The 22,904-nt window shown below is 59.5% G+C and carries 21 protein-coding genes; 10 read left to right on the top strand and 11 right to left on the bottom strand.

Translation table 11 applies throughout. The features are described 5' to 3' along the window. Nucleotides 1–298: 298 nt before the first annotated feature. Together uxaC and O1721_RS00565 are read left to right on the top strand one after the other, a co-directional pair. The gene (gene uxaC, locus O1721_RS00570; RefSeq protein WP_017382427.1) at nt 299–1,711 is read left to right on the top strand and encodes a glucuronate isomerase; all 1,413 of its coding nucleotides are present in this window, start codon (nt 299–301) and stop codon (nt 1,709–1,711) included. 17 nt (nt 1,712–1,728) lie between these two features. Then, a complete protein-coding gene (locus O1721_RS00565) occupies nt 1,729–3,216 on the top strand; it encodes a UxaA family hydrolase (RefSeq protein WP_015571940.1) in 1,488 nt (495 codons plus the stop codon). 86 nt (nt 3,217–3,302) lie between these two features. Here the strand turns inward: O1721_RS00565 and sstT are convergent, their stop codons facing one another. The 4 genes from sstT to O1721_RS00545 all read right to left on the bottom strand — a co-directional run bounded on the left by sstT (nt 3,303) and on the right by O1721_RS00545 (nt 7,590). Beyond that, the gene (sstT, locus tag O1721_RS00560; RefSeq protein ID WP_017382425.1) at nt 3,303–4,544 is read right to left on the bottom strand and encodes a serine/threonine transporter SstT; all 1,242 of its coding nucleotides are present in this window, start codon (nt 4,542–4,544) and stop codon (nt 3,303–3,305) included. A 256-nt stretch (nt 4,545–4,800) separates the two neighbouring features. After that, the gene (locus tag O1721_RS00555; protein ID WP_017382424.1) at nt 4,801–5,766 is read right to left on the bottom strand and encodes a TerC family protein; all 966 of its coding nucleotides are present in this window, start codon (nt 5,764–5,766) and stop codon (nt 4,801–4,803) included. Between the two features lie 251 nt (nt 5,767–6,017). Further along, nucleotides 6,018–7,016, bottom strand: coding sequence for a Gfo/Idh/MocA family protein (locus O1721_RS00550; protein ID WP_003862623.1), 999 nt, complete (start codon nt 7,014–7,016; stop codon nt 6,018–6,020). 70 nt (nt 7,017–7,086) lie between these two features. Next, nucleotides 7,087–7,590, bottom strand: coding sequence for a YgjP-like metallopeptidase domain-containing protein (locus tag O1721_RS00545; RefSeq protein ID WP_017694291.1), 504 nt, complete (start codon nt 7,588–7,590; stop codon nt 7,087–7,089). Between the two features lie 83 nt (nt 7,591–7,673). On the opposite strand from O1721_RS00545, the gene rlmG reads away from it, so the two are divergent. Then, a complete protein-coding gene (gene rlmG / locus O1721_RS00540; RefSeq protein ID WP_032649625.1) occupies nt 7,674–8,810 on the top strand; it encodes a 23S rRNA (guanine(1835)-N(2))-methyltransferase RlmG in 1,137 nt (378 codons plus the stop codon). Nucleotides 8,811–8,913: 103 nt separating this feature from the next. Here rlmG and O1721_RS00535 read toward each other — a convergent pair whose 3' ends face one another. The 3 genes from O1721_RS00535 to lsrR all read right to left on the bottom strand — a co-directional run bounded on the left by O1721_RS00535 (nt 8,914) and on the right by lsrR (nt 13,713). Further along, nucleotides 8,914–10,935: an NADPH-dependent 2,4-dienoyl-CoA reductase gene (locus O1721_RS00535; RefSeq protein WP_032649623.1), complete on the bottom strand. Its 2,022-nt coding sequence runs from the start codon at nt 10,933–10,935 to the stop codon at nt 8,914–8,916. Nucleotides 10,936–11,113: 178 nt separating this feature from the next. Beyond that, entirely contained in the window at nt 11,114–12,709 is a 1,596-nt protein-coding gene (gene lsrK, locus O1721_RS00530) for an autoinducer-2 kinase (protein ID WP_032649620.1), read from the bottom strand. Nucleotides 12,710–12,741: 32 nt separating this feature from the next. Further along, a complete protein-coding gene (gene lsrR, locus O1721_RS00525; RefSeq protein ID WP_015571933.1) occupies nt 12,742–13,713 on the bottom strand; it encodes a transcriptional regulator LsrR in 972 nt (323 codons plus the stop codon). A 215-nt stretch (nt 13,714–13,928) separates the two neighbouring features. Here lsrR and lsrA point away from each other — a divergent pair, with 215 nt between their 5' ends. From lsrA to lsrG, 6 genes are read left to right on the top strand one after another with little or no spacing between them, the layout of a single operon-like run. Continuing rightward, on the top strand, nt 13,929–15,416 hold the full coding sequence (gene lsrA, locus O1721_RS00520; RefSeq protein WP_017694295.1) for an autoinducer 2 ABC transporter ATP-binding protein LsrA: 1,488 nt from the start codon (nt 13,929–13,931) through the stop codon (nt 15,414–15,416). Next, nucleotides 15,413–16,444 (top strand): autoinducer 2 ABC transporter permease LsrC, encoded by a 1,032-nt coding sequence (gene lsrC, locus O1721_RS00515; protein WP_017694296.1) that lies wholly within the window; start codon nt 15,413–15,415, stop codon nt 16,442–16,444. Before lsrA ends, lsrC begins: the two co-directional genes overlap by 4 nt. After that, nucleotides 16,445–17,422 carry an autoinducer 2 ABC transporter permease LsrD gene (lsrD, locus tag O1721_RS00510; protein ID WP_032103364.1) on the top strand — a complete coding sequence of 326 codons (978 nt, stop codon included), beginning with the start codon at nt 16,445–16,447 and terminating at the stop codon, nt 17,420–17,422. It begins immediately after the preceding gene. Between the two features lies 1 nt (nt 17,423). Beyond that, on the top strand, nt 17,424–18,425 hold the full coding sequence (lsrB, locus tag O1721_RS00505; RefSeq protein WP_032649618.1) for an autoinducer 2 ABC transporter substrate-binding protein LsrB: 1,002 nt from the start codon (nt 17,424–17,426) through the stop codon (nt 18,423–18,425). Nucleotides 18,426–18,436: 11 nt separating this feature from the next. Beyond that, nucleotides 18,437–19,324, top strand: a complete 888-nt coding sequence (gene lsrF / locus O1721_RS00500) for a 3-hydroxy-5-phosphonooxypentane-2,4-dione thiolase (RefSeq protein WP_045324827.1) — start codon at nt 18,437–18,439, stop codon at nt 19,322–19,324. Next, on the top strand, nt 19,321–19,614 hold the full coding sequence (lsrG, locus tag O1721_RS00495; RefSeq protein ID WP_032649614.1) for a (4S)-4-hydroxy-5-phosphonooxypentane-2,3-dione isomerase: 294 nt from the start codon (nt 19,321–19,323) through the stop codon (nt 19,612–19,614). Before lsrF ends, lsrG begins: the two co-directional genes overlap by 4 nt. A gap of 134 nt (nt 19,615–19,748) precedes the next feature. Here lsrG and O1721_RS00490 read toward each other — a convergent pair whose 3' ends face one another. Then, nucleotides 19,749–20,438 carry a B3/B4 domain-containing protein gene (locus O1721_RS00490; RefSeq protein WP_032649612.1) on the bottom strand — a complete coding sequence of 230 codons (690 nt, stop codon included), beginning with the start codon at nt 20,436–20,438 and terminating at the stop codon, nt 19,749–19,751. Nucleotides 20,439–20,480: 42 nt separating this feature from the next. Here O1721_RS00490 and O1721_RS00485 point away from each other — a divergent pair, with 42 nt between their 5' ends. After that, on the top strand, nt 20,481–21,083 hold the full coding sequence (locus tag O1721_RS00485) for a helix-turn-helix domain-containing protein (RefSeq protein WP_032649609.1): 603 nt from the start codon (nt 20,481–20,483) through the stop codon (nt 21,081–21,083). 34 nt (nt 21,084–21,117) lie between these two features. Here the strand turns inward: O1721_RS00485 and O1721_RS00480 are convergent, their stop codons facing one another. The 3 genes from O1721_RS00480 to O1721_RS00470 are packed head-to-tail and all read right to left on the bottom strand — an operon-like array spanning nt 21,118 to nt 22,903. Beyond that, nucleotides 21,118–21,834, bottom strand: a complete 717-nt coding sequence (locus O1721_RS00480) for a fimbria/pilus periplasmic chaperone (protein ID WP_023295473.1) — start codon at nt 21,832–21,834, stop codon at nt 21,118–21,120. Beyond that, nucleotides 21,827–22,348, bottom strand: coding sequence for a fimbrial protein (locus O1721_RS00475; RefSeq protein WP_032649607.1), 522 nt, complete (start codon nt 22,346–22,348; stop codon nt 21,827–21,829). The genes O1721_RS00480 and O1721_RS00475 overlap by 8 nt, the downstream gene beginning before the upstream one ends. 9 nt (nt 22,349–22,357) lie before the next feature. Continuing rightward, nucleotides 22,358–22,903 carry a fimbrial protein gene (locus O1721_RS00470; protein WP_032649605.1) on the bottom strand — a complete coding sequence of 182 codons (546 nt, stop codon included), beginning with the start codon at nt 22,901–22,903 and terminating at the stop codon, nt 22,358–22,360. Nucleotide 22,904 lies beyond the last annotated feature (1 nt).

Raw genomic sequence — 22,904 nt, 5'->3', positions numbered from 1 at the left:
CACCGGTAATGCATTCCGTCGGCTTATAGTTTGCGACGGCGAAAAGATAACTTGTCATACAACTTTAAAAGGTGAGTGACATCACAAAAGTGTGAATCTTTGTAGGGACATTATGCGGCGTGCGCAAAGCCAGAACTGGCGCGGTCTGCGAGAGGGTTTACCCCTTTGAGGGTAATTTATTTGTCGACGTTTATTGATCTAACTCACGAAAAAAACGTCGGACTCTGGAAATTGGTGTGATAACTTTGCAGCATCTGAACATAAGCTTTCTGACGCTCCCGTAATGAGGAAGACGATAATGACACCGTTTATGACCGACGATTTTCTGCTAGATACCGAATTTGCTCGCCGCCTGTACCACGACTACGCAAAAGACCAGCCGATTTTCGACTACCACTGCCATTTACCGCCGCAGCAGGTTGCCGAAAATTACCGTTTCAAAAACCTGTATGATATCTGGCTGAAGGGTGACCACTATAAATGGCGTGCAATGCGCACCAACGGCGTGGCCGAGCGCCTGTGTACCGGCGACGCGACCGATCGCGAGAAGTTTGACGCCTGGGCCGCTACCGTTCCTCACACCATCGGTAACCCGTTATACCACTGGACGCACCTCGAACTGCGTCGTCCGTTTGGTATCACCGGCAAGCTGCTCTCTCCCGCCACGGCGGATGAAATCTGGGATCAGTGCAACGAACTGCTGGCGCAGGATAGCTTCTCGGCGCGCGGCATCATGCAGCAGATGAACGTGAAGATGGTGGGCACCACCGACGATCCGGTCGACTCTCTGGAACATCACGCGGTTGTCGCGAAGGACAGCACGTTTGACATCAAAGTGCTGCCAAGCTGGCGCCCGGATAAAGCCTTCAACATCGAGCTGCCGACCTTTAACGACTACATGGCGAAGCTGGCGGAAGTTTCGGATACCGACATTCGTCGCTTTGGCGATCTGCAAACCGCGCTGACCAAACGTCTGGATCACTTTGCCGCACACGGCTGTAAAGTGTCTGACCACGCGCTGGACGTAGTGCTGTTCGCGGAATCCAGTGAAGCTGAGCTGGACAGTATTCTGGCGCGTCGTCTCTCCGGCGAAGCCCTGAGCGAGCACGAAGTGGCGCAGTTTAAAACCGCGGTGCTGGTGTTCCTCGGTGCGGAATATGCCCGTCGCGGCTGGGTTCAGCAGTATCACATCGGCGCGCTGCGTAATAACAACCAGCGTCAGTTCAAACTGCTGGGCGCGGACGTAGGCTTTGACTCCATCAACGACCGTCCGATGGCGGAAGAGCTGTCAAAACTGCTGAGCAAACAGAACGAGCAAAACCTGCTGCCAAAAACCATTCTGTACTGCCTGAACCCGCGCGATAACGAAGTGCTGGGCACTATGATCGGCAACTTCCAGGGCGAAGGGATGCCGGGCAAGATGCAGTTCGGTTCCGGCTGGTGGTTTAACGATCAGAAAGACGGCATGGAGCGTCAGATGACGCAGCTGGCGCAGCTCGGCCTGCTGAGCCGCTTCGTTGGCATGCTGACCGACAGCCGCAGTTTCCTCTCCTATACCCGCCATGAATATTTCCGCCGCATTCTGTGCCAGATGATTGGCCGCTGGGTGCACGCGGGCGAAGCGCCAGCGGATATCCAGCTGCTGGGCGAAATGGTGAGAAACATCTGCTTTAACAATGCGCGTGACTACTTCGCCATTGAACTGAACTAAGGCCGTTTGAGGTTGATATGCAATACATCAAAATCCATTCGCTGGATAACGTTGCCGTCGCGCTGGCCGATTTAGCCGAAGGGACGGAAGTGACCTTCGACAACCAGTCGGTGACGTTACGCCAGGCCATTGGACGTGGACATAAGTTTGCCCTGATCCCCATCGCGAAAGGGGAGAACGTGGTGAAGTACGGTTTGCCCATCGGTCATGCGCTGGCGGATATTGCGCCGGGTGAATACATTCATTCCCACAATACCCGCACCAATCTCAGCGATCTGGACGAGTACAGCTATCAACCTGACTTCCAGGCAGAAGAAGGACAGGCGGCCGATCGTGAGGTGCAGATCTACCGCCGCGCCAGCGGGGAGGTGGGGATCCGCAATGAACTGTGGATCCTCCCGACCGTCGGCTGCGTGAACGGGATCGCGCGTCAAATTCAGACGCGTTTCCTGAAAGAGACCAACAATGCTGAAGGCACCGACGGCGTGCATCTGTTCAGCCATACCTACGGTTGTTCCCAGCTGGGCGACGACCACATCAATACCCGCACCATGCTGCAAAATATGGTGCGTCACCCGAACGCGGGGGCGGTGCTGGTGATTGGCCTCGGCTGTGAAAACAATCAGGTCGACGCCTTCCGCGACACGCTGGGCGAGTTCGATCCTGAGCGCGTGCACTTTATGGTGTGTCAGCACCAGGACGACGAAGTGGAAGCGGGCGTTGAACAGCTGCACCAGCTGTATGAGGTGATGCGTCACGACAAGCGCGAGCCGGGCAAGCTGAGTGAACTGAAGTTTGGCCTGGAGTGCGGCGGATCTGACGGGCTTTCCGGCATTACCGCTAACCCGATGCTGGGCCGCTTCTCAGATTACGTGATTGCCAACGGTGGCACGACAGTGCTGACCGAAGTGCCGGAGATGTTCGGCGCAGAGCGCATTCTGATGAGCCACTGCCGCGACGAAGAGACCTTTGAGAAGACCGTCACCATGGTCAACGATTTCAAACAGTACTTCATCGCCCATAACCAGCCGATTTATGAGAACCCGTCGCCGGGTAACAAGGCGGGAGGGATCACCACGCTGGAAGAGAAATCCCTGGGCTGCACCCAGAAAGCGGGCGCCAGCCAGGTAGTGGACGTGCTGCGCTACGGTGAACGGCTGAAAACGCACGGTCTGAACCTGCTGAGCGCACCGGGCAACGATGCGGTCGCCACCAGTGCGCTGGCGGGAGCGGGCTGTCACATGGTGCTGTTCAGTACCGGGCGCGGCACGCCGTACGGCGGATTTGTGCCAACGGTGAAAATCGCCACTAACAGCGAGCTGGCGGCGAAGAAAAAACACTGGATCGACTTTGATGCCGGCCAGCTGATCCACGGCAAAGCGATGCCGCAGCTGCTGAGCGAATTCGTGGACACGATTGTGGAATTTGCCAGCGGCAGGCAGACCTGCAACGAGAAGAACGACTTCCGCGAGCTGGCGATCTTTAAGAGTGGTGTGACGCTATAAGTGCTTTGTCGGGTGGCGCTAGCGCTTACCCGACCTACTGAACCCTGTAGGCCCGGTAAGGCGTAGCCGCCACCGGGCTTTTCTTTTTAACTGCGCAGCGCGTTCTTCGCTAAACGCGCATCTTCCGCCTGACAGGCCGCCGCGGTAAACAGCACGTCGGTAGAGGAGTTCAGCGCGGTTTCGCAGGAATCCTGCAATACGCCGATAATGAAGCCGACCGCGACAACCTGCATGGCAATCTCGTTCGGAATACCGAACATGTTACAGGCCAGCGGGATCAGCAGCAGCGAGCCGCCCGCCACGCCGGAGGCGCCACAGGCACACAGTGATGCAACGACGCTCAGCAGCAGCGCGGTTGGCAGATCCACCGGAATGCCCAGCGTATGCACCGCCGCCAGCGTCAGCACGGTGATGGTGATCGCCGCACCTGCCATGTTCACGGTTGCACCCAGAGGAATCGACACCGAATAGGTATCGCGATCCAGATTCAGCTTCTCCGCCAGCGCCATGTTGACCGGAATGTTTGCCGCCGAGCTGCGGGTGAAGAAGGCATACACGCCGCTTTCACGCAGGCAGGTCAGCACCAGCGGATACGGGTTGCGGCGGATCTGCCAGAACACCAGCAGCGGGTTGATCACCAGCGCCACCAGCAGCATACAGCCGACCAGGACGACCAGCAGCTGCGCGTAGCCCCACAGTGCATCGAAACCGGTGGTTGCCAGCGTGGAGGAGACCAGACCAAAGATCCCGACTGGCGCAAAGCGAATCACCAGCTTCACCATAAAGGTGACAGCGTTGGACATATCGTTCACCAGGTTTTTCGTGGTCTCGTTACCATGACGCAGCGCGAAGCCCAGACCGATCGCCCAGACCAGGATGCCGATGTAGTTCGCGTTCATCAGCGCGGTGACGGGGTTAGAGACCATGCTCATCAGCAGACCGCGAAGCACTTCCACAATCCCGGACGGCGGGGTGATATCACCGGCCGCGCTGGTCAGGTGCAGCGTGGACGGGAACAGGAAGCTAAACACCACGGCCGTTAAGGCAGCAGAGAAGGTTCCCAGCAGATACAGGAACAGAATAGGGCGAATGTTGGTTTTTTGTCCGTGCTGGTGGTTGGCAATCGACGCCATCACCAGCATCAGCACCAGTACCGGGGCGACGGCCTTCAGTGCGCCAACGAAAAGGGTGCCGAGCAGCCCCGTCGCTTCCGCGGCAGGTTTTGACACCATCGCCAGCAGAATACCCAGTACCAACCCGACCAGAATTTGTTTTACAAGACTGCCCTGCGCCAGGCGCGCGAACAGACCGCGTGATTGTGTGCTCATACGTTATTCCTGAGTGAAATTGCGTTCCATCCTGGATGTGCTCTAAGTCACATTTGTGTCCGGATGTAAGTATTTGTTTGCCTGGTTGAGTATCAGGGAAAGCAGCGAAAGGCGGAAGCGTAAAATGCTGGATTTTACGTGTTGCGTCATGTTTTTTAACTATTGGTTAACGAAAGTGCCGGGTGGCGCTGCGCTTACCCGGCCTACGGGGTGACGTTGTAGGCCCGGTAAGCGTAGCGCCACCGGGCAAAACGCACTAAGCCTGCTGCTTCTTATCGTGCTGGCGGTTAACCCAGGTATTGATAATCAGCGTCACCAGCAGAATGCCAAACACCACGCCGAGCGAAATGGCGATCGGAATATGGTAGAAATCGACGATCAGCATCTTGATACCGATAAACACCAGAATCACCGACAGACCGTACTTCAGCATTGAGAAGCGCTCTGCCGCACCCGCCAGCAGGAAGTACATCGCACGCAGGCCGAGGATGGCGAACAGGTTTGAGGTCAGCACGATGAACGGGTCGGTAGTGACCGCGAAGATAGCCGGGATACTGTCCACCGCGAAAATCACGTCGCTCAGTTCGACCAGAATCAGCACCAGCAGCAGCGGGGTGGCGAACAGCAGGCCGTTCTTACGCACGAAGAAATGCTCGCTCTCGATCTTGTCCGTCATGCGCAGATGACCCCGGATCCACTTCACCAGCGGCTTATCACCGATCCCGGTATCGTCTTCTTTCGCCAGCGCCATTTTTACCCCGGTGAACAGCAGGAACGCGCCAAATACATACAGCAGCCATTCGAACTGGGTAATCAGCCAGCTACCGGCGAAGATCATGATGGTACGCAGGACAATAGCGCCCAGCACGCCGTACACCAGCACGCGACGTTGCAGAGCCGCAGGCACGGCGAAGTAGCTGAACAGCATCAGCCAGACGAAGACGTTATCAACCGCCAGCGCTTTTTCAATCAGATAGCCGGTGAGGAAGGCGAGTGCCTGAGGATCGGCCACCGCGCGGCCTTCGGTTGAGGCCAGATACCACCAGAAGGCGGCGCAGAAGAGGAGTGAGAGGGTAACCCATACCAGCGACCAGACGGCGGCTTGCTTGACGCTCATGCCGTGCTCGCCGCGACGACCCTGCAAAAAGAGGTCGATTGCCAGCATGATGAGCACGACAACCGCGAATCCGCCCCACAGCATTGGAGTGCCGACAGAATGCATACTATTTTCCTTAAACATAAAAAACAAAAACGGCCATGGTCAGAAGACGATAGCCGTTAGCTTTTTATGCATAGACCTCGCCTTCCGGCAAGGTCTCACTTACAACCACGAAGGTTGCCCGGCGACCGGATGCGGTTTTGCACGCATCGTAATGACGATCCACCGGCGAAGAAGTTACTCCCCTTTGCAGGTAACAAATTATGTCAGACCATCGGTTTCGTCAATGGTCTGCACGATTTCATTACACAGTTTTACGCGACGGCTTCCACATTCACGCCGTCTGCGGGGAAGATCACGCCAGTCTGTCGGCGGATCTCCGTTTGCAGCTTCGCCGTGGTGCGGCTGATCGCCAGCCCCGGGTGGTTCACTTCGTTGTCTTCTACCAGACGGGCGAAGACCTCTGCCTCATAGAGCATAGTGTTAATATGCTGAGGCTGCGTCAGCTCCTGCGCTTTGCCGCCGCGGGGAACGATGCTTAGCTTCTGGCATTCGGAGATTTTTTCGATCACCAGCGAGCCGTCTTCGCCCTGAATTTCGCTTGGCAGTACGGAGTCACTGACCTTCGAGTGCTGCAACGTCACGCTAAAATCACCGTAGTCCAGCACCACAACGCCGTGTGCATCCACGCCGCTTTCCAGCAGGCTGGCGGTGGCGGTTACGCCGTGCGGTTCACCCCACAGGGCGACCGCAGAGGCCAGGCAGTAAAAACCGATATCCATAATCGAGCCATTCGAGAAGGCCGGGTTAAAGGTGTTCGGGTTTTCGCCGTCCAGGTAGCGCTGGTAGCGCGAGGAATACTGGCAGTAGTTGATAAAGGCTTTACGCACTTTGCCAATTTTCGGCAGCGATTGCTGCAACAGCAGGAAGTTCGGCAGGCTGGCGGTTTTGAACGCTTCAAACAGCACCACCTGGTTTTCGCGGGCAAGCGCAATGGCGGCTTCCACTTCCTCAATATTCGAGGCGAGCGGCTTCTCGCAGATCACATGCTTTTTGTGGCTGAGGAACAGCTTCGTTTGCGGGAAGTGCAGAGAATTCGGGCTGGCGATATAGACCGCGTCAATGGCGTCGCTTTGCGCCATCTCATCGAGCGAGGTGAACAGATGTTCAACCAGGTAGTCATTCGCAAAACTCTGCGCCTGCTCAAGGCTGCGGGAATAGACTGCGGTGAGCTTATATTTGCCGGTTTCGTGGGCGGCGTCGACGAACTGGCGCGTGATCCAGTTCGTACCGATGACTGCGAAACGTATCATAAACGTTTACGTACTCCGTAGCAGGGAACCTAAAGCCACTGTAGCACGTCATCATGACATTTCGCGTGCGCTACTGCGCATTACTCTTTAACGATAAATGCGTCAGCCACAAACGGGTATCAAACTCCAGCTGGTGGTACTGCGGCTCCATATGGCAGCACAGTGAGTAGAACGCTTTGTCGTGCTCTTTCTCTTTCAGGTGCGCCAGCTCGTGCACCACGATCATCCGCAGAAAGGCTTCCGGCGCATTGCGAAAGGCGGTCGCGACGCGGATCTCCGCTTTGGCCTTCAGCTTGCCGCCCTGTACGCGGGAGATGGCGGTATGCAGGCCGAGCGCGTTTTTCAGCACGTGGATCTTATTGTCGTACATCACCTTGTTGATCGGCGGAGCGCTCTTAAGATACTGGTTTTTCAGATCCTGCGTATACTGCCAGAGGGCTTTGTCAGTCGCGAAATCATGCGTGCCCGGGTAGCGTTTTTCCAGCACCGCACCGAGCTTTCCCGCGGCAATCAGGTCACGAACCTGGGAAAGTAAATGCTCCGGATAGCCCTGGAGATAAGTCAGCTGGTTCATCAAAACCCCAAAATAGTGTGAAAACGGGTATACTCACGCACCCTTTTCAGGGATACGCCAAATTTTACCATTCAGGAGGGCCGATGAGCCACTTAGACAACGGTTTCCGTTCACTCAACCTTAAACGTTTCCCGGAAACGGACGACGTTAACCCGCTTCAGGCGTGGGAAGCGGCGGATGAATATCTGCTGCAACAGTTGGATGGGACTGAAATCAGCGGCCCGGTTCTGATCCTGAATGACGCGTTTGGCGCGCTGGCCTGCGCGCTGGCGGAACATGCGCCTTACAGTATCGGCGATTCTTACTTAAGCGAGCTGGCGACGCGTGAAAACCTGCGTCACAACGATATCGACGAATCCAGCGTGAAGTTCCTCGACAGCACCGCGGACTACCCGCAGGCGCCGGGCGTGGTGCTGATTAAAGTGCCCAAAACCATGGCGCTGCTGGAGCAGCAGCTTCGCGCGCTGCGTAAGGTCGTCACGCCGGATACGCGTATTATCGCGGGTGCCAAAGCGCGCGATATTCACACCTCGACGCTGGAATTGTTCGAGAAAGTGCTCGGCCCGACCACCACTACGCTTGCCTGGAAAAAAGCGCGCCTGATCAACTGTACCTTCAGCGCACCGGCGCTGGCCGACGCGCCGGAGACGCTGAGCTGGAAACTGGAAGGTACCGACTGGACCATCCACAACCACGCGAACGTTTTCTCCCGCACCGGTCTGGATATCGGCGCACGCTTCTTTATGGAACACCTGCCGGAAAACCTGGAAGGGGAAATCGTTGATCTCGGCTGCGGTAACGGCGTGATTGGCCTGACGCTGCTGGCGAAGAACCCGGAGGCCAGCGTGGTGTTCAGCGACGAATCGCCAATGGCGGTGGCGTCCAGCCGTCTGAACGTGGAAACCAACCTGCCGGAGGCACTGGATCGCTGCGAGTTTATGATCAATAACGCGCTGTCGGGCGTAGAGCCTTTCCGCTTCAACGCGGTATTCTGTAACCCGCCGTTCCACCAGAAGCACGCCCTGACGGATAACGTCGCGTGGGAGATGTTCCACCACGCGCGCCGCTGCCTGAAAATCAACGGCGAGCTGTATATCGTGGCCAACCGCCACCTGGACTACTTCCACAAGCTGAAGAAGATTTTCGGCAACTGCGTCACCATTGCCACCAATAACAAATTCGTGGTGCTGAAATCGGTGAAGCTGGGGCGTCGTCGGTAAGATTGGGTATGTGCGGCCTGATGCCCGGTGGCGCTTCGCTTACCGGGCCTACAATGGCCTCTAGCCCGTAGGCCGGGCAAGCGAAGCGCCGCCCGGCAATGCCCTAGATCGCCAGAGCTAACTTCGTCCCCTGCGCAATTGCCCGCCGCGCATCCAGCTCCATCGCTACATCGCACCCGCCGATCAAATGCACCGTTTTCCCCGCCTCACGCAGCGGATCCGCCAGATCCCGCTTCGGCTCCTGCCCGGCGCACAAAATCACATGATCCACGCGCAGCAGTTGCGGTTCGCCGCCGATCAGCACGTGCAGCCCGTCGTCGTCGATCTTCTGGTAGCTCACCCCCGGGATCATCTTCACCCCGCGCGAGAGCAGGGTGGCGCGGTGGATCCAGCCCGTGGTTTTCCCCAGCCCTTCACCCGGCTTGCTGGCTTTACGCTGGAGCATCACGATCTGACGCGGGCTTTTCGGCAGCTGCGGACCTTCCGGGCGTAAACCACCGGACTGACTGAGGCTGGTATCAATGCCCCATTCCACGCAGAACTCAGCGATGTTCTGGCTGGTGGCTTCGCCCGGCTGGCTTAAATACATCGCGGTATCAAAACCGATCCCGCCGCAGCCGATGATCGCCACCTTCTCGCCAACCGGCGCTTTGTCCCTTAATACATCCAGATAGCTCAATACCTTCGGATGATCGATGCCTTCGATCGCTGGCGTGCGCGGGGCGATCCCACTCGCGAGGATCACCTCGTCGAAACCGATCAGATCCGCCGCGCTGACAAACTGTTTAAGCCGCAGATCGACGCCCGTCACCTCGATCATCCGGCGGTAATAGCGCAGCGTTTCGTAGAACTCCTCTTTGCCGGGGATCTGTCTGGCGATAGTAAACTGCCCGCCGATTTCCGCCAGCGCATCAAACAGCGTCACGCTGTGCCCGCGCGAGGCGGCATTGACTGCAAACGCCAGGCCCGCCGGCCCTGCACCCACCACGGCCAGACGCTTCTTGTTGACCGCAGGAACGATCGGCATTTTGGTTTCATGGCAGGCGCGGGGGTTAACGAGGCAGGAGGTGACCTTGCCGACGAAGATCTGATCCAGACACGCCTGGTTGCAGCCGATGCAGGTATTAATCTCGTCCGCACGGCCGCTTTGCGCTTTGGAGAGCAGTTCGGCATCCGCGAGGAACGGGCGCGCCATCGATACCATATCGGCATCGCCGCGTGAGATCACATCCTCCGCCACCTGCGGATCGTTAATGCGGTTGGTGGTGACCAGTGGAACGGAGACTATGCCTTTCAGCTTGCGCGTTACCCAGCTGAACGCCGCGCGCGGCACCGGCGTAGCGATGGTCGGGATGCGCGCTTCGTGCCAGCCAATCCCGGTGTTGATGATGGTGGCGCCAGCGGCTTCAATCGCCTGCGCCAGCTGCACGGTTTCGTCGAACGTGCCGCCGCCCTCCACCAGGTCGAGCATCGACAGGCGGAAGATGATAATAAAATCCGCACCCGCACGTTCACGCACCGCGCGCACCACCTCCACGGCAAAACGCATCCGGCGGGCATAGTCGCCACCCCATTCGTCGTCGCGCTGGTTGGTGCGTGCGGCGAGGAATTCGTTGATCAGATAGCCTTCCGAGCCCATCACCTCAACGCCGTCGTAGCCCGCTTCCCGCGCCAGCGCCGCGCAGCGGGCAAAATCGTCTATCAGCGCCAGGATCTCGTCGTGGCTGAGGGCATGGGGAGTAAAGCGGTTAATCGGCGCCTGAATAGCCGAGGGGGCAACCAGGTTCGGCTGATAGCTGTAGCGTCCAGTATGCAGAATTTGCAGGGCGATTTTGCCGCCCTCGCGGTGGACCGCGTCGGTCACAATGCGGTGGTGCGGCAGCTGTGACGCATCGTTCAACACCGCGCCGCCCTCCATCGTCACCCCGGTAGGAGCAGGGGCTACGCCGCCGGTGACAATCAGCGCCACCCCGTGGCGCGCGCGCTCGGCATAGAAGGCTGCCAGACGTTCAGACCCGTCCGGACGCTCCTCCAGCCCGGTGTGCATTGAGCCCATTAACACGCGGTTTTTAAGGGTGGTAAACCCAAGATCGAGGGGGGCGAATAGCGACGGGTAGCGGCTCATAGTCTCTTCCAGTGTAAAATTATTGTTATGTGGTCGGATGAGTTACTAATTTAGCCAGCGGGGAGTAAAAGGGAAAAGGGGAATGCAGTGAATGTGATGGGATTCAAATATTGGTGTGGCCTGATGCCCTCACCCTAACCCTCTCCCACAGGGAGAGGGGACTTAATCTCCCTCTCCCTTAGGGAGAGGGCCGGGGTGAGGGGGATGCCCGCACCAGCCCCGGTGCCTGCCACATCGACGTCGTCAGCCCGCTGTCCACCAGCCCAAGCTGGTCGGCATACACCGCCTGCCATTTCTGCATCATGCCGTCGTACAGCTCGCGGTGCTGCGGGTTCGGCGTGAACTCGCGGCTCCACTTCACCAGCCGCTCGCCCGTCGAAGCCATATCCGCAAACAACCCCGCGCCAGCACCTGCCGCAATCGCGCAACCCAGCGCCGTTGCTTCCTTCACTTCCGGCACGCGCACCGGCAGCCCGGTAACGTCGCTTAAAATCTGGCTCCACAGGGCGCCTTTGGCCCCGCCTCCCGCAAACACCAGGCTCTCAAACGTCACGCCGGAGAAGTGGGAAATCTGCGCCAGGTTGCAGGCCGAGACGATGGCCGCGTTCTCTTCCAGCGCGCGGAACAGCGTCGCTTTGTTGCACTTTTCCGGGTCGATGGAGAGGTTAATAAACGACGGCGCTGCGTGATACCACTGCTTAAAATGCATCGCGTCGGAGAAGATCGGCATCACGCCGTGGGAGCCCGCCGGGACGCGGCTCGCCATCTCTTCGAGCAGGGAGTAGGTGTCCATTCCCATTCGTTCGGCAATCAGCTTCTCTTCGGCGCAGAAGGCGTCGCGGAACCAGCGCATGGTTAGCCCGGTAAAGAAGCTGATCGACTCCGCCTGCGCCATGCCGGGGATGACGTGCGGGTTTACGCGGATGTTCATCTCAGGGTCGGTGCGCACCTGCGGCAGATTCACCACCTGCTGCCAGAAGGTGCCGCCGAGAACCGCCGTTTGTCCGGCGCGCACCACGCCCAGCCCCAGACAGCCCAGCTGCACGTCGCCGCCGCCCATCACCACCGGTGTGCCTTCGCGCAGGCCGCTCTGCTGCGCGGCCTCTTTGGTGACAGCGCCCAGCACGGTGCCGGTCTCTTTCACCGGGGAGAGGATATCGGCGCGCAGCCCGGCCATGTCGAGCAGCGCCGGACGCCAGTCGCGGGAGAAGAGATCCAGCATGCCGGTGGTGCCCGCATTGGACGGATCGACCGCCAGCTCACCGGAGAGCTTCGCCGCCAGCCAGTCGCTGATCATGGTGATGGTGGCGGCTTTACGATAAATATCCGGACGATGGTGCGCCAGCCACAGCAGGCGCGGCATGGCGCTGAGGGCAAGCGTCTGGCCGGAAACATCATACACTTCGGATTCAAACCGGTAGTCGTGGATCTCTTTGAGTTCAGCCACCTCGCGGCTGGCGCGGGCGTCGACGTTGGCGCAGGCCCAGATAGCCTCGCCGTTGCGGTCGTACAGCACAATCCCTTCGCGCATCGAGCAGCAGGCGACGGACTGAATATCCGCCGCGCTCAGGCGTGCGCGCTCCAGCGCCTGATGAATACACCGGCAGGCCAGCCGCCAGTTGGTGTCGAGGTCGAACTCCATCGAGCCCGGCACGTTCTCCACGCTCAGGTGCTTCCACTCGGCCTGGCCAACGGCAATCTGGTTGCCCTGTAAATCAAAAATCACGGCGCGAACGCTGCCTGTCCCTGCATCTAACGCTAAAAGGTAACTCATGAGCTTGCCTCGTGTCAGGCGCAGGGCTGCTCTTATCCGGCCAGAGCCAGCACCGCGCGGGCTGTCGTCTCTTCCGTCACCAGGCCATTAATACGGCGACCTTTCAGTGCGGCATAAATCGCATCGGCTTTCTCTTCCCCTCCGGCCACGCCTACGATGGTGGGCAGCTGCGCCAGTTCATCGAGCGTGACGCCCAGTAATTCTTTGTGGATCTCCAGCTCCTCAACGCATTCCCCTTCGGCATTGAGGAAATAGCCAAGGATATCGCCCACCGCGCCTTTACGGGCGTACATCAGCTGTTCACCTTCGCTGATATAGCCGGAGCGCAGTATCGTCGCGTCACGGCGCTGGTTTACCGAGCCAATCCCGACCACCGCCACGTCAGCCGCGGTGGCGGCGAGGATCACGTCCCGCACGCTGGTTTCGCGCTTTAAGATCCCGGCGACTTCAGCGGATGACACGCGAAGCGGGGCGGGGATCATGCTGACGCTACAGGCTGCATCCAGCTGGCCGATACCGGTCATATACGGCCCGACGCCGCCGGAGAGCGTCACCAGGCGGATCTGCTGCGAGCTGATAAAGCCGCTTAAGTGTTGCAGACTGCTCATGGTGGTTTCACCGAAGCCCACCGCTAACAGCTGGCCGGGTTGCAGTACGCCCATCAGCGACTGTGCCGCGCCAATGCCCAGCCGCACGTTCATCGGCGGCGTATTCAGGGCGGGCATCACGCGCACCAGCTTCAGGCCAAATCGTTGTTGCAGCTCGGTTTCCAGCGCCAGGCAGCCCTCGTAGCGGGAGTTGATCTGCACGCGGATCACCCCGGACTGACGGCCTTTCTCCAGCAGGCGGGAGATCTTCAGGCGCGGCAGCCCGAGCCGTTCGCCGATGTCGTTCTGGGTCAGCCCGTCGTGGTAGTAGCACCAGGCCACGCGCGCCACCAGCTCCTCTTCCGCCAGTGCCAGCCCGGCAAACCGTCCTTCTTCCGCAGTGCGTTTATCGCTCATAATTGAACTCTTATAAAAATTTAGATCATATGTTCGTGATGGTGCGACGTGAAAATGTGAGCCACGCGACAAAACGGATCTTTTCGATCGTTTCCGCTTTATCTGAATCTCAATCGATAAAACTGTGATCCCTGCACGGTTGTAAATATAGTTCACCGTCTACGCTTTTGAACATTATTAAATCTAAAAATCATTTGTTCAATAGCGGAGCGATGATGACACCACTTCTCGACGCGCGTGATATCAGCAAGCAGTTTTCAGGCGTACCGGTCTTAAAAGGCATTGATTTCACGCTGCTTGCGGGGCAGGTGCATGCGCTGATGGGCGGTAACGGCGCGGGAAAATCGACGCTGATGAAGATCATCGCCGGGGTAGAAACCCCGGATAGCGGTGAACTTTCGGTGGCGGGTGAGTCTTTTGCACGGCTTACCCCGGCGCAGGCGCACAGGTTAGGCATTTATCTGGTGCCGCAGGAGCCGCTGCTATTTCCCAACCTGACGGTGCGGGAAAACATCCTGTTTCGTCTGCCGCGAGAGCGCGATCGGGAAAAACGCCTGGCGGAAAAACTCCGGCAGCTGCAATGCCAGCTTAACCTCGACGCTACCGCCAGCACCCTCGAGGTGGCGGACCAGCAGATGGTGGAGATCCTGCGCGGGCTGATGCGCAACGCCAGAATTCTGATCCTTGATGAACCCACGGCCTCGCTGACGCCCGGTGAAACCGAACGGCTGTTTCGCCAGATCCGCGCCTTGCAGGATCTTGGCGTCGGGATTGTTTTTATCTCGCATAAGCTGCCGGAGATTCGACAGCTGGCGAGTCACGTCTCAGTGATGCGCGACGGCGCGGTGGTGCTCAGCGGCGAAACTGCGCATTTTGACGATAACGCCCTGATCGCCGCCATGACGCCGGTAAGCCGGGAGACATCCCTGAGCGATACGCAAAAGCTGTGGCTGGCGCTGCCGGGCAACCGCCGCACCCAGGCGCAGGATTTTCCCGTGCTGCGCGTGGAAGCGCTCACCGGGGAGGGCTTTATCGATCTCAGCCTTGAGATTTACGCCGGGGAGATTGTCGGTCTGGCCGGGCTGGTGGGGTCCGGGCGCACCGAGTTTGCCGAAACGCTCTACGGCCTGCGTCCGGTTCGCGGCGGGCGGGTGTGGCTGGAGAGCCAGGAGATCACCGCCGATCCGGTCAGTTCACGCCTGCAAAAAGGGCTGGTCTATCTGCCGGAAGACAGGCAGGTGTCCGGCCTGTTTCTCGACGCGCCGATCCGCTGGAACACCGTGGCGCTGAACGAGCCGTCGCTCTGGCAGCAGCGAAAGCGGGAGTCTGCGGTAGTGGAACGCTATCACCGGGCGCTGGGGATCAAGCTCAACCATGCGGATCAAACCGTGCGCACGCTCTCCGGTGGTAATCAGCAGAAGGTGCTGCTGGCGCGCTGTCTTGAGGCCAATCCGCTGCTGCTGATCGTCGATGAACCGACGCGCGGCGTGGACGTATCGGCGCGCGCCGATATCTATCAGCTGCTGAAAAGCGTGGCGGCGCAGAACGTGGCGGTGCTGATGATCTCAAGCGATCTCGATGAGTTTCCCGGCCTCGCGGATCGGGTGCTGGTAATGCATCAGGGCGTACTCAGCGGCGAGCTGCCGCGCCAGGCCGTCAGCCTCGACCGGATGATGGCGCTGGCGTTTGGAGGGCAATCATGAAGATCTTACTGAAAAACCGCGAGCTGAGCGCGTTTCTCGCCATTCTGGCGCTGTTCGCCGTGCTGGTGGCGCTCAATCCGTCCTACCTGAGCTTACAGACGCTGGGGATGATCTTCGCCAGCTCGCAGATCCTGATCCTGCTGGCCATCGGCGCGGCGCTGGTGATGCTGACCCGCAATATTGACGTCTCCGTCGGCTCCACGGTCGGGCTGTCCGCCATTGCCGTCGGCGTGGCGCTCAACGGCGGCTACAGCCTGCCCGTTTCTATTCTCTTCGCGCTGTCGATCGGCGCGCTGGCCGGGGCGTTCAACGGTTTTCTGGTGGTGGGCCTGCGCATTCCGGCGATTGTCGCCACCCTCGGCACGCTGGGGCTGTATCGCGGGGCAATGCTGCTGTGGACCGGCGGGAAGTGGATTGAAGGGCTGCCGCCGGGGCTGAAATCCCTCTCTGAGCCCGCCGCCGTCGGCATTTCGCCGCTCGGCATGCTGGTGTTGATTATCGCGGCCATCGGCGCGTGGACGCTGTCGCGCACCGCCTTTGGACGTGATTTTTACGCCGTGGGGGATAACCTCGCCGCCGCGCGCCAGCTGGGCGTGGCGGTGAACCGCACCCGCATGATCGCCTTTACCCTCAACGGCATGCTGGCGGCCTGCGCCGGGATTGTGTTTGCCTCACAGATTGGCTTCGTGCCGAACCAGACCGGCAGCGGGCTGGAGATGAAGGCCATCGCCGCCTGCGTGCTCGGTGGCATCTCGCTGCTGGGCGGCACCGGCACGCTGGTCGGCGCCTTCCTCGGCGCGTTCTTCCTCACCCAAATCGATACCGTGCTGGTGCTGTTCAGGCTCCCGGCGTGGTGGAACGACTTTATCGCCGGGCTGGTGCTGCTGGGTGTGCTGGTGCTCGACGGGCGGCTGCGTCAGGCGCTCTCACGGCATCAGCGGGCGCTGAAATACAGCCGTTTCCAGCCGGGTAACAAAGGGGGAAAGCACGTTACCCCGTTTCCGAAACGCAAAAAAGAGGTGGCGTAAATGAGGCTTAACTGGGAAAGCGCGCTGCTGATTTTACTGGTGCTGGAGATCCTGCTCTTCGGCGCCATCAACCCGCGCATGCTTGATATCAACATGCTGCTGTTCAGCACCAGCGACTTTATCTGCATTGGCATCGTGGCGCTGCCGCTTACGCTTGTGATTATCAGCGGCGGGATCGATATTTCCCTCGGCTCAACCATCGGCCTGTGCGCCATCGCGCTGGGGGTGATGATGCAGGCAGGGTGGCCGATGGCGGTTGCCATCCCTCTGACGCTGCTGCTCGGCCTGCTGTGCGGGCTGGTGAATGCGGCGCTGATCCACTACACCGGCATCAGCCCGTTGGTCATTACCCTCGGCACGCTCTACCTCTACGGCGGCGGGGCGCTGCTGCTCTCCGGCATGGCGGGGGCGACGGGCTACGAGGGGATCGGCGGCTTCCCGGACAGCTTTACCACCTTCGCTAACCTCACGGTGGTGGGCCTGCCGATCCCGCTGGTGCTGTTCGCGGTGATTACCGCTTTCTTCTGGCTGATTACCCACCGCGGGCGCTTTGGTCGGCATCTGTTTTTAATCGGCCAGAATCCGCGTGCGGCGCGCTATGCGGCGCTGTCGGTGAACGGCATGCCGTACGCGCTGTACGGCCTGGTGGGGGTAGCCTCGGCGGTTGCCGCGCTGGTGATGGTTTCCTATTTCGGTTCCGCGCGCTCGGATCTGGGGCGCGATTTACTCATGCCCGCGCTCACCGCCGCCGTACTCGGCGGGGCAAATATCTACGGCGGGTCAGGTTCGGTTGTCGGTACGGCGCTGGCGGCGTTGCTGGTGGGGTACCTGCAACAGGGTTTACAGATGGTCGGCATCCCCAACCAGGTGTCGAGCGCGCTGTCAGGGGCGCTGCTGGTTGTGGTGGTGATGGGGCGTTCGCTGAGTCTGCACCGCGAATGGGTGCGTTCTCTCTTCAGAAAACTATCCGGAGCGTAAGATGAAAACAAAACTGCTCGTCCTGGCAATGGCCCTCAGCTTCGCTTCGGCGCAGGCGGCGGACCGCATTGCCTTTATCCCGAAGCTGGTGGGCGTGGGCTTCTTCACCAGCGGCGGCAACGGCGCGAAAGAGGCGGGGAAAGATCTTGGCGTGGACGTGACCTACGACGGCCCGACCGAGCCGAGCGTCTCCGGCCAGGTGCAACTGATCAATAACTTCGTTAACCAGGGCTATAACGCCATCATCGTCTCCGCCGTGTCGCCGGACGGTCTCTGCCCGGCGCTGAAGCGCGCGATGCAGCGCGGCGTGAAGGTCCTGACCTGGGACTCCGACACCAAACCGGAGTGCCGCAGCATCTATATCAACCAGGGCACGCCGGAACAGCTCGGCGGCCTGCTGGTGGACATGGCGGGCAAGCAGGTCACCAAACCGAACGCGAAAGTGGCGTTCTTCTACTCCAGCCCGACCGTTACCGACCAGAACCAGTGGGTGAAAGAGGCGAAGGCCAAAATCGAGAAAGATCATCCTCAGTGGCAGATTGTGACAACTCAGTTTGGCTATAACGACGCCACCAAATCTCTGCAAACCGCCGAGGGGATCTTAAAAGCCTATCCGGATCTGGATGCGATTATCGCCCCGGACGCCAACGCGCTTCCTGCTGCCGCGCAGGCGGCAGAAAACCTGAAACGGGAAGGGGTGGCGATTGTCGGCTTCAGCACGCCGAACGTGATGCGTCCATATGTTGAGCGCGGCACGGTGAAAGCCTTCGGCCTGTGGGACGTGGTGCAACAGGGCAAAATTGCGGTCAATGTCGCCGTTCGTTTACTGAAAAAGGGCGATCTTAACCCTGGCGACAGCGTCGACGTGAAAGATATCGGAACGCTGAAGGTCGAGCCGAACAGCGTGCAGGGCTACCAGTATGAGGCGAAGGGCAACGGCATCGTGCTGCTGCCGGAGCGGGTGGTGTTCACCAAAGAGAACATCAACAAATACGATTTCTGACGGGGGAGCAAATGGCTGATTTAGACGACATCAAAGACGGCAAGGATTTTGGCATCGGTACGCCGCAGCAGAATGTGACGTACACCCTGAAGGGCTGCGGCTCGCTGGACTGGGGCATGCAGTCGAGGCTTTCGCACATCTTTAATCCGCAGAGCAACCGCACGGTGATGCTGGCCTTTGACCACGGCTACTTTCAGGGGCCGACCACCGGTCTTGAGCGTATCGACCTCTCCATCGCGCCGCTGTTTGGTGAAACCGACGTGCTGATGTGCACCCGCGGCATCCTCAGGAGCCAGGTGCCAGCCGCCACGAACAAACCGGTGGTGCTGCGCGCCTCCGGCGGTAACTCGATTCTGGGCGAGCTGTCCAACGAGTGCGTGGCGGTGGCGATGGAGGACGCGCTGCGCCTGAACGTCTGCGCGGTGGCGGCGCAGGTGTATATCGGAAGCCCGTTTGAGCATCAGTCGATCAACAACATCATCAAGCTGGTGGATGCGGGGGCGCGCTACGGCATGCCGACGCTGGCGGTGACGGGCGTGGGGAAAGAGATGGCGCGTGACGCGCGCTATTTCTCGCTTGCCAGCCGCATCGCCGCCGAAATGGGAGCGCAGTTCGTCAAAACCTACTACGTGGACGAGGGCTTTGAAAAAGTGACCGCCAGCTGCCCGGTGCCGATTGTTATCGCCGGGGGCAAAAAGCTGCCGGAGCACGAGGCGCTGGAGATGTGCTGGCGGGCGATTGACCAGGGCGCATCCGGCGTGGACATGGGGCGCAACATCTTCCAGTCCAGCGCGCCGCTCGCCATGCTGAAGGCGGTAAAAAAAGTGGTTCACGAGAACTGGAATGCACGCGATGCGTTCCAGTTCTGGCAGGAAGAGAAACAGGGAGAAGCAAAATGAACGTGACGCTGGTGGTGATTAATATTAAACCCGAGCGGGTAGACGAGTTTCTGGAGGTATTTCGCGCCAACCACGAGGGGGCCATCAAGGAGCCGGGAAACCTGCGCTTTGATGTCTTGCAGGACCCGCGGGTGAAAACCCGCTTCTTTATCTACGAAGCCTATAAGGACGAAGCGGCGGTGCTGGCGCATAAGCAAACGCCACACTATCTGGCGTGCGTGGATAAGCTTGAAGAGCTGATGTCAGAGCCGCGCAAAAAACGCTGTTTTGTGGGGTTGTTGCCGGAGTAGCGGCTTTGCCCGGTGGCGCTGCGCTTACCGGGCCTACGGGGGATGGTGCGGTGTTTGCCCGGTGGCGCTGCGCTTACCGGGCCTACATATGCAGTATTTGTAGGCCGGGTAAGCGAAGCGCCACCCGGCGTTGTTCACGCCAGCTCCAGCAACTGAATACGCGCCGTCGCGCCCGGCATCAGCTTTTGCAGATTGCTCACCAGCTCATCGCCAGCTTCCTGTAATGCCGCCAGCGGCATCGACGGCAGGCTTTCGAGAATAAACCACATGGACTGCGCCTGACTGTCCAGACGCGTGCGTACCCCCTGTCGCCAGTTCCAGCGGCGGCAGGTGACGCCGAGATCGTCACGCCAGATAACTTCGCCTGGCTCCGGATTTTCTACAACCGGCTCACCTTCTTTAAAGGTATCAAACGGCTCGCTGCCGTCGGCCAGCGTCAGGCGCGGCGCTCCCGAGTAAGCCGCCAGATTTTCTCCCCCTACCGGAATAGCGTAGCGGATACTGATGGCATTATAGATATCCACCACCGGGTCGAGCGGCGGCAGCGAACCGTCTCTCATCACGCGCTTGCGCAGGGCCGAGGCCGAGCAGGGCGTACGTTTGGGTTTTGCACCAAAGGCTTTAAACACCTCATCCCAGGCGGCGAGATGATTTTCTGCCCAGGGCACATCATCATTGAGCATCTGCTGGCAGGCCTGCGCCAGCGCAGCGGGCGCAACTTCCGGTTGGGTAATCGGGGCAGCTTCAACCAGAATGCTCAGCGCCCGAAAGCCGGGCGCGATCCCGACAAGTCGCGAATCTATTGACGGTGTTAGAAGAGACATAAATAATCCTGTATTGACTGTTTTATACCATGGTAGTGACCAATGACTGATAAAGTCAATATAATGACCGATGCGGGCGCCGATGTTGCCCAGGTAAGCCTGGCCGTGGCGAACCGTATCCGCAGCTGGCGGAAAGAGAAAAAGCTGTCGCTGGACGAGCTTTCCCGCCGCGCCAGCGTCAGCAAAGGCATGCTGGTGGAGATCGAAAAAGGGGCTGCCAACCCCAGCATTGCCATTCTGTGCAAACTGGCCGCCGCGCTTGGCGTCTCGGTGGCAGACATCGTTAACGTCTCCAGCGAGCCGCAGATACACATTATTCAGGAAGAGGCGATCCCGGTTCTGTGGCAGGGCGCACAGGGCGGTTATGCCAGATTGCTGGCAGGCACCGCAGGACCGGACATGATTGAGCTGTGGCAGTGGGAGATGCAGCCGGGAGAGCGCTTTACCTCTTCGGGGCATCCGGCGGGAACCTTTGAGCTGCTGCACGTGAACGAAGGCATGTTAACCCTGACGGTGGACGAGACGGTGGTACAGGTTAATGCTGGCGCGTCGGCGGTGGCGAAAACGGAAGCCGCGCACGGCTATGCCAATGAGGGAGAAAAAGTGCTGCGCTTTACCATGACGGTAGCGGAGTTTCACCGCTAGTGTCGGTCCGCTGCCAGGATACCCCCGCGAGCAATTATTTCACCGTGCGGGCGATCGAGGGCAATATCCGCCCCTCGTCGCTCAGCGACTGCCAGGTGAGCTGGCACCTGGCAGTCCCTTTACACCAGTCCGTTTGTCGCTGGCTCAGAGGGGCGACAACGCCGGCGTTATCCACCCGCGTTCCGTTTACGGAAAGCTGATACAGCGTGACGTAATAAGGCGACGGGTTTTCAACCGTCAGCCCGTCGGCGGTCAGCTGCCAGCGTAGCTGACGATAGGCCAGCGCCGGTTCGCCCTGAAGCCCCTCCGGGCGATAGATAAACTTCATGCTGGAACGTACCGCCATCTGAACGTTATCGCTGTGACGCTGGCTGGCCGGAATGGAGGCAATGCTTAGCGTGAAAAGCGTTTCGCGATCGGCAGGAAGCGGCGCATCGGCGCGAAACAGACGGATCTTATTCTCACGTCCGGGCTGGAGTGCAAAAAGTGGCGGCGTCGCGGTAAACCACGCGGTGGCCGCTTCGGGGGGCTGCTGCGCCCCCGGCCATCGGCCGCCGCGATAAATTTTTGTGCCAATCAGATACGGCAGTGAGGACTTATTGCGCACGGTGACGCTGATAGCGCGCTGATCCTGAGGATAAACAAACCGCGTGCCGCCAATCACCACCCCGGCCTGAGCAGGCAAGAGCCAGAAAGACGCGGCGGTCAGCAGGGCTATCCCCGCTTTTTTCAGCAGGCTGGCCTCACGCATAGGTCAGCACAAAGGTGGCGGCAGCGTTAGCCACCCCCGGCGTAACGGCGTTCGTCACGGCGAGGTAGCGGGCGTAAAAATGCAGCGCCAGGGTGGTCTGGTCATTGCTTAGCGCGAACGGCAGGCTTTCATCCCCCATGGCGATCAGCGATTTATCAGGATTATAGAGGCCGATAGCCACGCCGGTTGCATAGTCCGGCCCGCCGGTCAGGGCCAGCAGATCGCTATTGTTACCGTCCGGCGTGCCTTCAAAATGGGTGCTGATGGCGGATAACCCGGCGCCGCAGGCTTCAAGGTTAATAGTGAACGGCTCATAGGGCGTTTCGTTTTTTTGCCCGGCCAGCTGGCGGGCCGCCACATCATGCATCTCCACTACCAGCTGTTCCGAGTCGGGGGAGACAATACAGGTTTTGCCTTTCACCACGCCGGTAATATAGACCGTGCCGTCATGGGCGAGCGTCTTGCCTGACAACAGCAGCGCGCAACAGATAAATAACCTGTTCAGGATCGTCATTCTGTCTCCTTACTGGTAAAGCAGATCGAAATACATCACGGCGGTGGCGTTGCCGGTGGTGACCGTCGGCAGCGTAGATTTATAGCGCAGGAAGAAGGTCAGCGTGTTATCGCCCGGCAGCAGGGGATATAGCGGCGACTCGGTATTATTGATCGGGACAGACGCCCGCGCGCTGTCGAGCAGCTCGACTGCCAGTCCGGTCGCCATCATGTGCTGCGTCCCTTTTCCCGTATCTGATAAGGCAAGCAGCTTGGGATCGTTGGCGTCCGCGTCGCCGGTAAACCAGACGGTCGTGCCGCCGATTGCGCGGGTGCAGTTTTTGAGCGTGATGGCAAACTGCTTTTCCGGTGTCGTGGCGCCCACGCGCGGAAATTCCTCTGTCGTAAATTCACCCAGGTCGATCGTTTGCTCTGCGCTGTTAGTATCGACGTTACAGGATTCCCCAACGATGGTGCCGATAAACTGCACGTTAAAGCTTGTGTCGTCAGCCTTCACCAGCGGCGGGTTTAACAGGGCCACGCTCAGCCATACGGTGTTTTTCCATGAAATGGTCATT

Source organism: Enterobacter cloacae complex sp. HYC033_NIDB (assembly GCF_056673335.1).
This window is presented reverse-complemented; position numbering and strand designations above follow the sequence as displayed.